Source organism: Pseudomonas faucium, assembly GCF_021602585.1.
In the GTDB taxonomy this organism is placed as follows: domain Bacteria; phylum Pseudomonadota; class Gammaproteobacteria; order Pseudomonadales; family Pseudomonadaceae; genus Aquipseudomonas; species Aquipseudomonas faucium.
On the sequence record NZ_BQIP01000014.1, the window covers coordinates 49,691 to 64,900 of the forward strand.

The 15,210-nt window shown below is 64.6% G+C and carries 15 protein-coding genes and 1 pseudogene; 4 read left to right on the forward strand and 12 right to left on the reverse strand.

Features of this window, described 5'->3' with window-relative positions; genetic code table 11:
• Window positions 1–130: 130 nt before the first annotated feature.
• The 5 genes from L6D75_RS17110 to L6D75_RS17130 all read right to left on the reverse strand — a co-directional run bounded on the left by L6D75_RS17110 (window position 131) and on the right by L6D75_RS17130 (window position 4,654).
• The gene (locus L6D75_RS17110) at window positions 131–691 is read right to left on the reverse strand and encodes a fasciclin domain-containing protein (protein WP_176517497.1); all 561 of its coding nucleotides are present in this window, start codon (window positions 689–691) and stop codon (window positions 131–133) included.
• A 74-nt stretch (window positions 692–765) separates the two neighbouring features.
• Entirely contained in the window at window positions 766–1,473 is a 708-nt protein-coding gene (locus L6D75_RS17115; protein ID WP_176517496.1) for an anti-sigma factor, read from the reverse strand.
• On the reverse strand, window positions 1,470–2,012 hold the full coding sequence (locus tag L6D75_RS17120; RefSeq protein ID WP_219824873.1) for a sigma-70 family RNA polymerase sigma factor: 543 nt from the start codon (window positions 2,010–2,012) through the stop codon (window positions 1,470–1,472). Before L6D75_RS17120 ends, L6D75_RS17115 begins: the two co-directional genes overlap by 4 nt.
• Window positions 2,013–2,100: 88 nt before the next feature.
• Entirely contained in the window at window positions 2,101–3,954 is a 1,854-nt protein-coding gene (locus L6D75_RS17125; RefSeq protein WP_176517494.1) for an ABC transporter ATP-binding protein, read from the reverse strand.
• 199 nt (window positions 3,955–4,153) lie between these two features.
• Entirely contained in the window at window positions 4,154–4,654 is a 501-nt protein-coding gene (locus tag L6D75_RS17130; protein ID WP_176517493.1) for a DUF4142 domain-containing protein, read from the reverse strand.
• A 170-nt stretch (window positions 4,655–4,824) separates the two neighbouring features.
• Here L6D75_RS17130 and L6D75_RS17135 point away from each other — a divergent pair, with 170 nt between their 5' ends.
• Genes L6D75_RS17135 through L6D75_RS17145 form a run of 3 tightly spaced genes read left to right on the forward strand, consistent with a single transcriptional unit; the run spans window position 4,825 to window position 8,235 of the window.
• A complete protein-coding gene (locus tag L6D75_RS17135; protein WP_176517492.1) occupies window positions 4,825–6,159 on the forward strand; it encodes an iron-containing redox enzyme family protein in 1,335 nt (444 codons plus the stop codon).
• Entirely contained in the window at window positions 6,159–7,112 is a 954-nt protein-coding gene (locus L6D75_RS17140; RefSeq protein ID WP_176517491.1) for a methyltransferase, read from the forward strand. The genes L6D75_RS17135 and L6D75_RS17140 overlap by 1 nt, the downstream gene beginning before the upstream one ends.
• Before the next feature lie 7 nt (window positions 7,113–7,119).
• A complete protein-coding gene (locus L6D75_RS17145; RefSeq protein ID WP_176517490.1) occupies window positions 7,120–8,235 on the forward strand; it encodes a carboxylate-amine ligase in 1,116 nt (371 codons plus the stop codon).
• 25 nt (window positions 8,236–8,260) lie between these two features.
• Here L6D75_RS17145 and L6D75_RS17150 read toward each other — a convergent pair whose 3' ends face one another.
• The 4 genes from L6D75_RS17150 to L6D75_RS17165 all read right to left on the reverse strand — a co-directional run bounded on the left by L6D75_RS17150 (window position 8,261) and on the right by L6D75_RS17165 (window position 12,755).
• The gene (locus tag L6D75_RS17150) at window positions 8,261–9,655 is read right to left on the reverse strand and encodes a purine-cytosine permease family protein (protein ID WP_236193718.1); all 1,395 of its coding nucleotides are present in this window, start codon (window positions 9,653–9,655) and stop codon (window positions 8,261–8,263) included.
• A gap of 274 nt (window positions 9,656–9,929) precedes the next feature.
• Entirely contained in the window at window positions 9,930–11,339 is a 1,410-nt protein-coding gene (locus tag L6D75_RS17155; RefSeq protein WP_176517488.1) for an amidase, read from the reverse strand.
• Window positions 11,339–11,932 (reverse strand): transcriptional regulator BetI, encoded by a 594-nt coding sequence (betI, locus tag L6D75_RS17160; RefSeq protein WP_176517487.1) that lies wholly within the window; start codon window positions 11,930–11,932, stop codon window positions 11,339–11,341. The genes L6D75_RS17155 and betI overlap by 1 nt, the downstream gene beginning before the upstream one ends.
• Window positions 11,933–12,131: 199 nt before the next feature.
• The gene (locus L6D75_RS17165) at window positions 12,132–12,755 is read right to left on the reverse strand and encodes a LysR substrate-binding domain-containing protein (protein ID WP_236193720.1); all 624 of its coding nucleotides are present in this window, start codon (window positions 12,753–12,755) and stop codon (window positions 12,132–12,134) included.
• 1 nt (window position 12,756) lies between these two features.
• Here L6D75_RS17165 and L6D75_RS17170 point away from each other — a divergent pair.
• A pseudogene (locus tag L6D75_RS17170) lies at window positions 12,757–13,041 on the forward strand (MFS transporter); the annotation flags it as partial.
• Between the two features lie 19 nt (window positions 13,042–13,060).
• Here the strand turns inward: L6D75_RS17170 and L6D75_RS17175 are convergent.
• The 3 genes from L6D75_RS17175 to L6D75_RS17185 all read right to left on the reverse strand — a co-directional run bounded on the left by L6D75_RS17175 (window position 13,061) and on the right by L6D75_RS17185 (window position 15,162).
• On the reverse strand, window positions 13,061–13,861 hold the full coding sequence (locus L6D75_RS17175) for an aminoglycoside phosphotransferase family protein (RefSeq protein WP_176517500.1): 801 nt from the start codon (window positions 13,859–13,861) through the stop codon (window positions 13,061–13,063).
• The gene (locus L6D75_RS17180) at window positions 13,854–14,225 is read right to left on the reverse strand and encodes an ASCH domain-containing protein (RefSeq protein ID WP_176517501.1); all 372 of its coding nucleotides are present in this window, start codon (window positions 14,223–14,225) and stop codon (window positions 13,854–13,856) included. Before L6D75_RS17180 ends, L6D75_RS17175 begins: the two co-directional genes overlap by 8 nt.
• A gap of 64 nt (window positions 14,226–14,289) precedes the next feature.
• Window positions 14,290–15,162: a LysR substrate-binding domain-containing protein gene (locus tag L6D75_RS17185; protein WP_176517484.1), complete on the reverse strand. Its 873-nt coding sequence runs from the start codon at window positions 15,160–15,162 to the stop codon at window positions 14,290–14,292.
• Window positions 15,163–15,210: the final 48 nt, after the last annotated feature.

Sequence of the window (15,210 nt, forward strand, 5' to 3'; positions counted from 1 at the left end):
TTGGATCACGCTGGAACAGACTGTAGGGCGCGGGTGCAGCGGGGCGCTTCACATCGGGTGACAGGTGCCTGTCTTTTCATGACAGGGGCCTGACGGACACGGCAGCCAGTGCCCGCCAGCTGCCCGGGCTCTATTTGGGCATCAATACCGTGTCGATCACGTGGATCACGCCGTTGGCCTGCATCACGTCGGCAATGGTGATCGCGGCCTTGCCGCCATTGGCATCCACCACCCACAGCTTGCCGTCATGCAGCATGACGGTCAGCGGCTCGCCCTGGACGGTTTTGAGCATCGCCTTGCCACCGTGCATCTTGGCATCGGCCATCAACTGCTTGGAGGTGTGGGTACCGGCCACCACGTGATAGGTCAGCACCTTGGTGAGGTCGGCCTTGTGTTCCGGTTTCACCAGGTTGTCGAGCGCCCCTGCCGGCAGTTTGGCGAAGGCTTCGTTGGTGGGCGCAAAGACCGTGAACGGGCCTTTGCCGTTGAGGGTGTCGACCAGGCCCGCGGCCTTCACGGCGGCCACCAGGGTGGTGTGGTCCTTGGAGTTGACGGCGTTCTCGACGATGGTCTTGTTGGGGTACATGGCGGCCCCGCCGACCATCACGGTATCGCCGGCAAAGCTCGGTGATGCGGCAAGGCAGAGGGCTGCGAGGCACGTTGCGGCAATGCGTTGAACAAAGGTAAGCATGATGCGACTCCTCGATCGTTCGTGCCTTCGAATGAAGGTGTGCAATGTACGAGTCAGGCGCCGAAACGGATGCATCACAGCGACGATATCTTGCCCTGGGCGACGACCGGTCCTGTCGGCAGCCCGGTGGGCGAGCCGTTGGGCGGCTCCAGCGACACGGCCAGCACGGCGCCGTCGATGAGCGCGCCATCCAGCCCGGGCGGCACGTCGAGGCTGACGGCATCATCGGTTGGCAGCAGGCCCAGGGAATGCGGCTTGCCATCGGCGCCGATCAACCAGGCCTGGGCACTCTTGCCTTGCCAGTCGTGGCTGCGGGTCGGCACGAACAGCACGGTGCGGCCCTCGGCCAGTACCGTGGCGGCGAACAGGGTATTGCCGTCGTTCTGTTGCAGCCGGGCGAGCAGGGCGGGTGCCGAAGGCGGTGCAGAAGGCGCTTGCAGCAGCGCCAGGGAGGCCACCAGCAGGGCGGCGCACAGTGCCGCTGCGGTCCAGCGCCAGAGGCGGATGTCGTTCCAGCCGCCGCGGGGTTTGCTGGCGGTGCCGGCGGGGAACAATTGGCGCTCGATGGCGCGCCATGTGCCCTGCGGGGCCTGGACCGGGGCGATCTGTGCCTGCCAGCTGTCGAAGTGCCGCTGCCAGGCGGCGATGCTGGCCTGCAGGCGTGGGTCCTGCGCGGCGCGGGCCTGCAGCTGCAGGTGTTGCTCGCGGGGCAGCACGCCCAGCACGTACTCGGCGATCAGCAGGTCGGGGTCATTGTCATCCGGCTGTTGGTTGTCGCTCATAGGCCCAGGCACACCCGAAGTCGAAGCAAGCCGCGGCGAATCCAGCTTTTCATGGTCCCCAGCGGGATGCCATGGCGCTGGGCCAGTTCTGCGTACGAATAGCCTTCGAAGAAGGCCACGCGGATGTAGCGTTGCTGGTCGGCGTCCAGCGTCTCCAGGCAGCGGTCCAGCTGGCTGCCCTGGCGCTCGCGCTCGACGGTTTCACTGACGCTTTCCTGTTGCGGCCATTCGTGCACGGCATCGAGCGTTTCGCAAGGGTGCAGCACACGGCGCCGGTCAATGGCCTTGTGGCGGGCCATGCTGGCCAGCCAGGTTACGGCGCTGGCCAGTTGCGGGTTGAACGTGGCCGCCTTGAGCCAGGCATTGGTGTACACCTCCTGCAGCACTTCCTCGGCCTCGGCGCGGTTGCCCAAATAGTGCAGGCAGATGCCGAACAGGCGGGCAGAAGTGGCGTGGTACAGGGTCTCGAATGCCAGGCGGTTGCCTTGGGCGCAGGCCTGCAACAGCAGGTTCTGCGCCGTGGCTGTGCTGTTTGGCACGGATTGCGGATCGATCGTCACTTGGCTCTGCCCCCGCGCAGCTTTGCAGCTACTGTAGTCGGCTTTTGCCCCTGCGGTGGCCGAGCGCTCACTCCACCGCCTCGGCCAGCCCCTGGTCCTCGCCCAGAAAGCCTCCGCTCTGGTGCTGCCAGAGCCGCGCGTAGGTGCCATTTCGGGCCAGCAGCTCGCTGTGCGTGCCTTGCTCGATGATGCGCCCTTCGTCCATCACGATCAGCCGGTCCATGGCCGCGATGGTGGACAGCCGGTGGGCGATGGCGATCACGGTCTTGCCTTGCATCATTTCATCCAGGCTTTCCTGGATCGCCACTTCCACTTCCGAGTCCAGCGCGCTGGTAGCTTCGTCCAGCAGCAGGATCGGCGCGTTCTTGAGCATCACCCGGGGAATGGCGATGCGCTGGCGCTGGCCGCCGGACAGCTTGATGCCGCGCTCGCCGACCAGGGTGTCGTAGCCACTGTGGCCCTGGCGGTCGCTGAGCTGCTGGATGAAGCCATCGGCCTGGGCATTGAACGCGGCCCTGCGGACTTGCGCATCGGTGGCATCCGGGCGGCCGTAGGCGATGTTGTCGCGGATCGAGCGGTGCAGCAGCGAGGTGTCCTGGGTGACCATGCCGATGGCGCTGCGCAGGCTGTCCTGGGTCACCTTGGCGACGTTCTGGCCGTCGATGCTGATGGTGCCGCTGTCGACGTCGTAGAAGCGCAGCAGCAGGTTGATCAGGGTGGACTTGCCGGCACCGGAACGGCCCACCAGGCCGACCTTTTCACCCGGGCGAATGTGCAGGCTCAGGCCATCGAGCACTTGGCGCTCGCCGTTGTAGTTGAAGCTGACGTTGTCGAAAGTCACCGCACCGCCTGCAGTCACCAGCACCCCGGCATCCGGCGCGTCCTGCACCTTGGGGCCGCGGGTGAGGGTGGCCATGCCGTCCTGCACCGTGCCGATGTTCTCGAACAGCGAGGTCATCTGCCACATGATCCAGTGCGACATGCCATTGATGCGCAGGGCCATGGCGGTGATCGCCGCCACCGCGCCGGTGCCGACCTGGCCCTGGTGCCACAGCCACAAGGCGTAGCCGCCGGCGCCCAGGATCAGGCCGACCACCAGCGCCTGGTTGACGATTTCGAACTGGCTGACCAGGCGCATCTGGCGAAAGCCGGTCTGCTTGAAGTCTTCCATCGCCGCCCGGGCGAAATGCGCCTCGCGCTTGGAGTGGGAGAACAGCTTGACGGTGGTGATGTTGGTGTAGGCATCGGAGACCCGGCCGGTCATCGAGGAGCGGGCGTGGGCCTGCTCCTGGCCGACCCGGCCCAGGCGCGGCACGAAGTACAGCATGGCCAGCCCGAACAGGGCGAGCCAGGCTATGAACGGCAGCATCAGTTTCAGGGCAAAGCCACCGGCCAGGGCGATGATGGCGATGAAGTACACGCCGATGCCAGGCACGATCTCGATCAGCGTGAACAGCACCTCGCGCACCGCCAGCGCGGTCTGCATCACCTTGGTGGTGACCCGCCCGGAGAATTCGTCGGAGAAGAACGACAGGCTTTGCCGCAGCATCAGGCGGTGGAAGTCCCAGCGCAGGCGCAGTGGCAGGTTGATCGCCAGCACCTGGTGTTGCATGAGGGTGCGCAATGCCACCAGCACGATACTCGCCAGCAGCACCAGGCCGATGCCCCACAGCACGCGCATTTCCTCAGCGCCTACCGCGCCGCCCGACTGCCAGGTGGAGAGCAGGTCGACCACCTGGCCGAGGAAGGAGAACAGCCAGGCTTCGTACATCGACACACCGGCACTGAACAGCGCCAGCGCCAGGATGTAGCCGCGTGCACCGCGGGTGCAGGCCCACATGAACCGCACCAGGCCCGCCGGGGGCGGTGGGGCTTCGTCGGGCGGAAATGGGTCGAGCCATCGTTCGAAGATACGCAGCATGGTGATTTCCCTAATGATCAGCTGGGCGCGCTTGGGGCAACGTAGACGGCGCGCCGATCCGGTAACCATACATCAGGTTCATGCGTTTCTCTGTCCGAGGGGCCGCTGCGCGGCCAAATCGCCGGCAAGCCGGCTCCCACAGGAGAAGCAGCATCGCCCTGTGTGGGAGCCGGCTTGCCGGCGATCGGGCTGCACGCGTTTACTTGCCGTGCTTGGCCTGCAGGGCCTTGGCCTGCTCCAGATGGTGCTGCAGGGTCGGCAAGGCGTCGCTGGCGAAGGCCTTGAGTTCAGCCTTGTCGGAAGACGCCGCTTCCTTCGTGAACAGCTCCACCGCTTTTTCGTGGGCATCGACCTGGTTGTTGACATAGGACTTGTCGAAGGACTCGTCGCGCCATTCGAGGATCATCTTCTTGACCTTGTCGGTCAGCGCCGCGTCATCGGGCACGCTGATGTCCAGGGAGCGGGCGATGTCACCGAGCTTCTGGTTGGCCTTGGTGTGGTCGGTGACCATCTGCTGGGCGAATGTCTTGATTTCGGCATCCTGGGACTTCTCCATGGCCAGGTTGCCGGTCACCACCTCGGCGATCCCGGCCTCGGTGGCGGCATCGACGAAGTCATTGGAGCTGGCGGCCATCACGTGGAAGGAGGCCATGCTCATCAACAAGGTAACGCCGGCGATCTTGAAAAATGGCTTGCTCATCTTTCACTCCTCAAAGGGACGCGACTTCGATGTCGCATTCGGTTGAGCGGCGCTGGCGGGCAAAGGTTTAATTTTTCTACACCCACCGTTGGTCCCCCCGTTGGCTATCCCGATCGAATCCCTGCCGATTGGCGAAATCACAGTTTGTAGTCACGGTGGAGGCACCCGGTATGACGGTGATGAGCCCTGCAGGCACTCGCCAATTGGCGCAATTGGCAGTCGATGACCCGCAAACGCGTTACCAGGCCATGCTGCAAGGCCCCTACCCAGGGGGCCGTGAGTGGCTTGCCTGGCAGTTGCGCCGTACCGAGGCGCTGGCCGACGACCTGCCCGATACGCCCGCGGCGCTTGCCCAGTGGGCCAGCGCCCATGCAGCCAAGGTGGCCGGCGAGCACGCGGCTTATCTTCGCCAGCGCGCCGATGGCGCCCCCCGGCGCTACTTCGCCACTCGCGCCCAGGCCTTGTGGTTCGTGCAACAGGTCGCGCCGACCAAGCTGGTCGATGGCGCCTGGCTGCACGCCACCTTGCGTCACTGGCGCGACCCCCGTTGGCACGGGTTGATCCGCACCTTCCTCGAAGAACTCGGCGACGGCGACCCCCGCTGCAACCATGTGCTGATCTACCAGCGGCTGCTGGGCCGCCTCGGCTGCACCCAGGCCATGCCGCTGGAGCCCGCCAGGTACCTGCAGGGCGCTTTGCAACTGGCACTCGGCGAGCACGGCGAGGCCTTTTTGCCGGAGGTGATCGGCTACAACCTGGGCTACGAACAACCGCCGCTGCACCTGCTGATTACCACCCATGAGCTGGCCGAACTTGGCATCGACGCTCATTACTTCCGCCTGCATGTGACCATCGACAATGCCGCCAGCGGCCATGCCCGCCGCGCGCTGGACGCGCTGCGCCTGCTGATGCCTGTCGACGATGCGCAGGCCTTCTATGCGCGGGTTCGGCAGGGCTATCGCCTCAACGAAATGGGCATCGATACACCGTCGCTGATTGCCAGCTTCGACCTGCAAGCGCAACTGGTGGCCGCACTGGAGCGCAAACGGGTGTTCGGCCAGTGCATGCACGGCGACCACTGCCTGCTGCAAGGCCGCACCATCAACCAGTGGCTTGCCGAGCCTGCCGGGATGCCGGGTTTTTTGCGCGCACTAGAGGCGCAGCGCTGGGTGCGCCGCGGTGAAGACCCGCAGCACAGCCGTTTCTGGACCCTGATCGACGGCCCGGTGGCCGCCATGTTCGGCGTGTTCAATGCCTATGAAAAACAGCTCTGGTACGACTGGATCGCCAACGACTGGCCTGGCGTGACCTACCGGCGCGTGGCGCCCGGGCAGTGGGAAAAGGAACTGGCGCTGGAGCCCGAGCACGACACCTCGCAGGGCCTGCCTGGCGTCGAACGCATGATCGAGCAGATGTCGGCCGGCCGCCATGCCGAGCCCGAGGGCCTGCGCGCCACCCGCGATTTCATCCGCGCCACGGGCCTCGCCCACGGAGGGCCGCACTGATGTTGCTCGACCAGCAGCAGGCCCAGGCCGACCACGCGCTGTTGCAACTGGGGCGGCGCCTGCGCGCCGATGGCTATCGCTTCATCTGCCCGACACCGGCCACGCAGGCGCGGGTCAATGCCCGGCCCGAGCTGCACCAGGCCCATGACCTGCGCGGCGTGTTCGGCTGGAGCCGGCCCTTCTCACCGGCGTTGCTCAGCGCTGACGAACTGCGGCAACTGACCGCGGCCGGCGTGCTGAAAGAGCAGGGTGGCCTGCTGCGCAGCACGGTGCGCTGGTCGAGCCTCGATGACCTGCTGCTGGTGCATTCGGCCTGGCCTACCGACAGCAGCGACGCGGTGTTCTTCGGCCCCGACAGCTACCGCTTCGCCCAGGTTATCGGCAACCACCTGCAGCACCGTACGACGCCGGTGCAGCATGCCGTGGACATCGGCTGCGGCAGCGGCATCGGTGCGCTGCTGATCGCCCGCGCCGCGCCCCATGCGCAGGTCAGTGCGCTGGACATCAACCCCCTGGCGCTGCGCTATACCGCCATCAATGCGGCGCTGGCCGGCATCGCCACTGTGTCGGTGGAGCCCAGCGACCTGCTGGCCGGCATCACCGGCAGCTTCGACCTGATCGTGGCCAACCCGCCGTACATGCTCGATGCCGGCAAACGCACCTACCGCCATGGCGGCGGCGCCCTGGGCGCCGAGCTGTCGTTGCGTATCGTCGAACAGGCGTGCCAGCGCCTGGCGCGGGGCGGCACGTTGCTGCTGTACAGCGGCGTCGCCATGGTCGACGGCCGCGATGCCCTGCATGAGGCGGTGCAGCAGCGCCTGCACGGGTCGGCCTTCAGCTGGGCCTACCGCGAAGTGGACCCCGACGTGTTCGGCGAGCAGTTGCTAGAGCCTGGCTACGAGCAGGTCGAGCGCATTGCCGCTGTCGCCTTGACCCTCACCCGCAATGGCTAATCGGGCCATGCCTGCGACCTGCACGTTCGGCATCGAGGAGGAATACCTGCTGGTCGACCTTGCCAGCGGCCAGGTGCAGGCCAGGCCATCGAAGGCCGTGGCCCGTTGCTGCAGGGAGGCCCTGGGCGGGCATTTTGCCGAAGAGATGTTCTGCAGCCAGATCGAGCTGGTATCCCCGGTGCTCGGCAACCTGCACCAGGCCCGCAGCTTCTTCGGCGAGCACCGCCAGCGCCTGAACCGCGCGCTGGCCGAGCACGGGCTGGGCCTGTATGGCGCCGCCAGCCACCCCAGCGCCCAGTGGCGACGCCAGCAACCCCGCAGTAGCGGGCATTACCGCCAGCTCTTCGACGACTACCAGGCCGTGGCCCGGCGCAGCCTGCTGTCGGGGTTGCACGTGCATGTCGGCGTGCCTGCCGGGTGCGACCGCATGCAGTTGATCAATCGCGTGCTGTACTGGCTGCCGTTGTTTCTGCTGCTCAGCACCTCGTCGCCGTTGTGGAGTGGCGAGGTTACCGGCTACCGCAGCTATCGCCGGGTGATCTGTGGCGAATGGCCGTACATGGGACTGCCCGAAGCGCTGCCGGACTGGAACGCCTACCTGCGCTACCGGGCGCTGCTGCAACGCACCGCAGCGCTGGATGCCAAGGGGGATTTCTGGTGGGCGCTGCGCCCGTCGCGGCGCTACCCGACGGTCGAATTGCGCATCTGCGATGCCTGCCCGCGGCTGGAGGATGGGCTGGCGATTGCGGGCTTGTTCCGCCACTTGGTCGAGCATGAACTGCAGCCCCACGCGGGTTCGCGGTCGATGACCCGTGAGCTGCGCTGGGTCACCCAGGAGAACTACTGGCGGGCCTGCCGCTACGGGCGCCAAGGCACCTTCATTGGGGTTCACCAGGAGCAACCGGTGACTGCCGCAGGTTGGCTGGCGCAGCTCGAGGCATTGCTGCCTGCGGCCTGCGTGGATGCCGAGCGCTCGTTCACGCACGCGGCGCGGATCATCGCCGAGGGCACCAGTGCCGAGCGTCAGCTGGCGGCATTCGAGCAGGCCCGCACGCAAGGTTTCGACTTGCGTGGGGCGATGCGGGCGGTGGTGGGGCAGGTGCTGGAGGATGCCTGGCATTGACCCGGCACCGCCGCTGGCCGGTCAATCAACCGGCCGTGCCGTTGTCCAGGCGCAAATCTGCCGTGCCGAGCGCGGTCAGTTCCGACTCGATGTTCTGGGTACGGCATAGCCCCAGATAGACCAGGGCCGAAACCGCCAGGCCTATTGGCATGCTGATGTCTGCACCGCCCAGTTGCTCGGCGATGTAACCGGTGTACAGGCCCGTGTTGGAGAACGGCAGCATGGCGATGAAGCCAACCAGGTAGGCGCCGATGCCCCTCCAGTTCCAGCGGCCATAGATGCCATTGGGGTTGAAGATTTCCGTGATCGAGTAGCGCCCGTGCCTGACGGCGTAGAAGTCCACCAGGTTGATGGCGGTCCACGGCGTGAACAGGTAGAGCAATATCGCCAGGAAATCACCGAACTCCTTCACGAAGTTGTCATTTGCCAGCAACGCCAGCAGCATGGCCGCGCTGCCCACCACCAGCATTGCCATGATGCGTTTGAACAAGGTCGAGGTTTGCGTCTTGAGCGTGTCGATGATGCTGAGCAATGTGATGGAGGCGCCGTAGAAGTTCTGCGCGGCGCTGGTGATCAGGATCAGCACGGACACCACCACGAGGGTCTTGCCGAAGCCGGCAAACACCATGTCGCCGACCATGATCAAGCCCGCTGCCAGGTTTTGCCCGGGGCTCAAAGCCGCTGCGGCCGCGCCGATCAACATCATCCAGACGCCGCCGATCATGGCACCGAGGTAGGTCCACCAGAACGACGCACGCACACTGACTTCGGCCGGCAAGTAGCGCGAATAATCGGACACGTAGATTGCCCAGCTGAGTTGGTAGGCGGCGGCAACGAAAAACTGCGCGAGAAACGCATTCAGGTTGAAGTCCTGCAAGGCCAGCTGGCGCTCGGGCAGCTTCAGCCACACGGCCAGGCCAATGGTCAGCACCGCCATCATTGCCACCATGACGAAAGCCAGGCCTCGCTGAACCTTGTGGAAGGAGTTGTACCCCACGATGGCCATGAAAATGGCCAGCAGCGAGAAGGCCATGGCCGACCCTTGCGCGGAAACTCCGGTGAGTTCGTGCAAGGTCTGGCCGACCAGTAGCTGGTTGAACGCGTTGTAGCCGATGTAGGTGACGATCGCCACCAGATACACCAGCAAGGCGCCGATATAGCCGAACTGTGGGCGCGACTGGATGAGTTGCGGCAACCCCATCTGCGGCCCCTGGGTGGAATGGCCGGCCATGAACAGCGTGCCGAACGCGCAACCCAGCACGATTGCAATGGCCGACCAGATCAGGTTGGCGCCCATCGCGATGCCGATGATCCCGACAGCCAGCGTGGTGAGCTGCGCGCCTCCGCAAAACCAGATCGGCCACAGGTGCCAGGCTTTGCCATGGCGTTCCGAATGGGGAACATGATCGATGGAACGCACTTCGAAGTTAAACCGTCCAGCGGGCGAGCCAGGTGCTTTCGTTGACATGGTTACAGTACCTGTAGTTATTGTTTAGTACATGTATTGAGTGGAGAGAGACGATGCAAAAGCCCGCAGACGTTGAACTTCACTGTCAGGGTAGGGAATCCGTTTTATATGGGCGTCGCAGACGGGCGGGTACAACTGTGCTGCTGATCGACGAACAGGCGAGCGGGCCACGCAATCAACGCGTGAGCCACTCGGGATACACGGTGTTCACTGCAACTTTATCTATTTAATATTTCGCGCTGAAACTGCGTTCGATTTCGCTCGCCAGTCTTAGAATGGTTTCCTCGTCGCCAAACTTGCCGACCAGTTGCAAACCGATTGGCAGCCCGTCACCCATCACGCCAATGGGCACGCTGATTGCGGGTTGCCCGGTGAGGTTGAACAGTTCGGTGAAGGGCGAGAAGGCATAGGCGTTGTCGTACCAGACTTGCAGTTCCTGCGCTTTCGCCGCGGTAAAGCCACCGATCAGGGGTGGGGCGAGGGCCACGGTCGGGGTGACCAGTACGTCGATGTCCTTGAACAGCGCCGCCATGTGCCGCGACAGCCGGTTCTGCACTTGCCTTGCGTGGTACACATCCAGCGCCGAGCGCGCTTTCGATGCCTGGTACATGGCATAGGTGACCCATTCGACATCGTCTTCCTGCAGCGGGCGGCCAAGGTCGAGCGAGCGCTGGGTCATCAGCGCCTCGATCTCCAGCTGCCAGAACACCGCCGCCGCATCCCCGGCGCCGGTGATATCGGGCCACTTGAAGTCCTGCAGGCGATGCCCGTCAGCGCCGAGGAAATCGACCACGGCCAGCACCGACCCGCGAATGGCGTCGTCGATATCGCTGCCGTCGGGCCTGCTGCAGCTGAAGGCGATCTTCAGCGGGGCGGACTTGGCCTGCAGGCTGGCGAGCCAGGAGCCAGGGCCTGGCGGCGCGGCATAAGGGGCGCCGGCTTCGTAGCCCGCCAGTACATCGAGCATCAGCGCGGTGTCGCGAACCGTTCGGGTAAGCACGTGCTCGCAATCCAGGCCACCGACAAACTCGCCAACGTGCGGGCCGACAGGGTTGCGCCCGCGGGTAGGCTTCAACCCCACCACCCCGCATACCGCTGCCGGCACCCGGATCGACCCGCCACAATCGGTGCCATGGGCAACCGGCACCATGCCGGCCGCCACCGCGCAGGCCGAGCCACCGCTGGAGCCGCCGGATGCGTAGCGTGGGTTTCTGGGGTTGCGGCAAGGGCCGAAATATTCGGGCTCGGTGACGAAGTCGCCGGCAAATTCGGGCGTCTTGGTTTTACCCAGGATGACCGCACCGGCCTGGCGCAAGCGCCTCACGAACTCACTGTCGGCCGTTGCTGCAGGGGCGTCCTTGTACAGGCGCGAGCCATGGCGCGTAGGCAAGCCGCACACGTCGATATTGGTGTCCTTGATCAACACCGGCAGCCCTGCCAACGGGCCTGACTTGCGCTGCGCCGCAGATTGTCGGGCGCCGTCGACATCGACCGACACCAGCGCTCCAAGTTGCGAGTCCTGCACTTCGATTTCCCTGATCGCCAGTTCCACCAACTGCAAGGCGCTGACCTCGCCTGCGTCAATCAGTTGTTTGAGGCCAACCGCATCATTGTTCTTGTATTCGTCGCGAGTCATTACTGCACCTTGAGGTTGTAGCCAAGTAAGTTGTTGAGAAACTCATAAGCCAGTTGTCGAGATTCCCTGAGGGCCTCCTGCGTTGGGTCGATGGCTGCGCGCAGCCAGATGCCGTCGATGAATACCGCGATCATCCGCGCCTTTGTGCGCGCCGCCTGGGCGTCCATCGTCTTTGCCAGGGCATGGAACAACAGCGAATGGCTTCGCCGCGCCACGATGTCTTGAATCCGCTGGAACTGGGCGTGCTGGGGAACCTGCGCCCAGAAGGCCAGCCAGGCGGCGACGTTTTCGCGGGTGAGGTTCAGTGCACTGACGTTGCCCAGCACGAATGCCTGGACACGTTCGTCAGGTGTCTGCGCGGCGCGCAGGTGGTTGAAGATCTCTGCGTTGATGCGCTTGTTCAGTTCACGCAACGTGGCTTTGAGCAGGGCGTTCTTGTCGGAAAAGTAGTGGTGCACAATCCCGTTCGACATGCCCGAGCGCGCGCTGACCTGGGCCATGCTGGTGCCCGCCAGGCCTTGCTCGCCGATCAGGCTGAGCGTCGCTTCGACCAGCTGTTTCTTGCGGATTTCCTGCATTCCGACCTTGGGCATGACCGCTTTCCTTTTTTTCATTGGTTGCTCAATGAAAAAAAATTAGCACTCATTTTCAGCCCGGATCAAGCAAAAGGTCCGTCATCCGCCCGAGCGGCAGGATGATGACGGACATGCCTAGGTGCAGGTCGTTTTCAGGCAGCTTCAGCAACGCCAAAGCGCCGTGGTTGGCCAGCGAAAAGGGGGCGTCAGCCCATCATCAGGCGGTTACACACTGGCGAAGTGACTGCGCAAAAAACTCTGCCGCCATCGACGATTCACCCGGGCTTCGCCGCAACTCGATCATGACGTTGCCCAGCGACGGCAAGCCGCTGGCCGCGTCGAGGATTTTCCAGTTCGGCTGGATAAGCGCCGTGGAGGTGGCTGCGATCGCCAACCCGCTGTCGACTGCAAGCCTCACGCCCGTCACCCCGGTACATTCGAACGCCACTTCATAATCGCGCTGATGGCTGCTGAGGGACGCGAGGATATGCCGGCGGTATCCGCAGCCGTGGGGGTAGAGCGCGAGGGGGATGGGGGCGCTGTCGTCCAGTTTGAATGAGGATGCCGCAACCCACTGCAGCTGATCGCATCGCAACACCTCGCCGTTGCCATCGGCGCTTTTCTGGGTCACCAGGGCAAGATCGAGATCACCACTTTCCAAGGCTGTGAACAGGTTCTGGCTGATGTCGTTGCGAATCTTCAGGCGAACATTGGGGAAGCGGTGCGTAAAGCTTCTGAGCACCGGGGGCAGGAAGGCGCTTGCATAATCATCCGGAATGCCGAAACGAACGGTTCCGCCAACCTCGCCCTTGGTGAAGACGGCCATCGCTTCTTCGCTCAAGGCGAGCATCTTGCGGGTCGGGGGTGCCCAGGTACTCACGCTTGTGTATCCAAACGAGATCTTCCCAACCGAGATGCGCGCCGTCGCGGTTGGCATCGGCACGTCCTTTTCCAGGATCGGCGCCGCTGCCGGTACCTACCTGGTGCCGGCGTCACTGTCGGGGATCGGCGTAGCCAACACCCTGTATGTGGCCGCCGCCATCACCCTGATCGGGCTGGTTGTGTCGTGGCTTTACGCCCCTGAAACCTGCGCCATGTCCTTGCAGGAGGCTGCTGCCCTCGACTGAACAGGCCCTGGGGCCCAGGCTAGTGCGCGTTAGCCAGCGCCGCCGCGGCCAGTTTCGCAATCTCGAGCCTGCAACCGGTTTCATCACCCTCTTCGAGCATCCAGGCTGCCGAGAGCCCCGCCCAGGCAAGCACCCATTGCAGCAGCCGTGGCCGATCGATTGCGGCGGCTTCGGCGATAAGCGCTACGCGCCGCGCAAAGCGCCCCGGCGCAAGGGCACTGGCATCATCCGGGTTGCAGAGGATATTGGCGTAGTCGAAGCCGCGCTCGCCATGCAGGCCCTTGGGGTCGATGGCGAGCCAGCCGCGGGGGCCGAAATCGAGCACATTGGCGTGATGGATATCACCGTGCAGCGCCACCACGTCGCGCGGCGCCGCCAGCAGCTCGGTTGCTGCCCGGGCGCTGTGTTGCAGGATGCCGCCGTGGGTTGCGGCGCCATGCCAAAGCGCTTCGAACCAGCGTTCGAGCGGCACCAACGCCGGCAGCGGCCTGGCGCGAGGGCGGTGAAGGCGGGCGGCTACCGCGCACAGGGTGCGCGTGGCCTCATCATCGCGGCCACCCTCGACCCACTGCGCAAGCGATGCCGAGCCTTGCGCGCGTTCCATCAGCAACGCTCCACCATCAAGCGCCAGCACGGGCGCTGCGCCGTCGCCTTGCCACCAGGCCATGAGCTGATTGCCTGCCAACTCTTCTGGCGATTGCGAGACTTTCAACATGGCGGCTACATCGCCCTGGCGAACGGGCAGCAGGTTGCCATTGAGCGAGGCGAAGGCCTCGCCGTCGCGGCTCAGGCCCCACCGTTTCAGGTACCGATCAAACATTGTGGGCGAAATCCACCTCATAGATGCCACGGGCAGCACGCACGGGCATGGCGCTTTCGATGGGCCTCACGTCAGCCAACTCCCAGGCCAGCCAGCCTTCTTCGAAGTAGCTGGCGCAGGCCGCCTGCATGTCCGCGAGCACGAATGGCCGCACTGCCTTCACGCGGACGATGGCCACGGCGATACCGTCGGCATCTTCATCGCCTTCGGCATGCAGGAAGCGGCCGTTTTCCACGATCAGCAAGTCTTCAGAGGGGGCGAGGTCAGCAGGCCAGCGGCGTACCTCGAGGGTTTTCTCGCCAGCAGCGATCCGGCTGCCGCTGGGGCGGACGATTGACAGGGCTTTGATGGTGCGCTCCTTGATTGAACCGGCGAGTCTGGCTGGCTGCCCCGAGGTTTGTCAAAACCACTGGCCAGGGACGCTGGCCCTAGCGCATCGCCTGTTCGCATTGCTCGTATATTTCAGCAATCATCGCCCGCTTGCGCCGGGTCTCCAGGCAGCACAGGTAGTAGCTGATATGAAAAGGCTGTTCGACGAAGTCGATCGCCTTGGTGCCCGGGCGGTCGGCATATTCCACTGCCGACACAAACCCCACGCCAATGCCCTGCACCACCGCATGCACGATGGCCTCGCGGCTGTTGAGCTGCATCTTGCAGTTGAGCTTGATGCCATGGGCCGCGCACCCTTCCTCCACCAGCTGCCGCGTGCGCGAACCTTGCTCGCGCAACACCACCGGCTGGCCGACAATATCGGCCACGCTCACCTGCGCCTGGCTGGCCCAGGGGTGGTCGTCGCGCACCACCGCGAGGATGGGGCAGGTGCGGTACAGCTGGGTAGTGAGCCGTGGGTCGAACTCCGACAGCGCCAGGATCGCCAGGTCGATATCGAAGTTGTACAGCCGCTCCAGGGTGCCGGTTTCGCTGCTGAAGGAGGTTTCCACGTCGATGTCGGGGTAACGCTGCATGAGTGCGTAGGTGAGGCTCATGGCAATGGGCGGGGACACCGCGCCGATGCGCAGCATGCCGTGCTTGCGCTGGCGGAAGCTGCGCAGCAGCTGGATCGCTTCGTCTTCCTGGCCGAACAGGCCCTGGGTGATGTCGTGGAGCTTGTCGCCTGCGGCGGTGAGTTCGATGAAGCGCCCGCGGCGGTGGAACAGCTCGACGGAGAAGGTTTTCTCCAGGGCGCTGACCTGCTCGCTGATGGTCGGCTGGCCGATGTTCAGCAGCTGTGAGGCCTGGGTGAAGCTGCCGGTGCTGGCCACCGCGTGAAACGAGCGCAGCCACTTGTGGTACTGGTACATGCAGGGCAGCTCCAGAAGGCGTGAACAAATGCGGGCCAGCATAGAGCA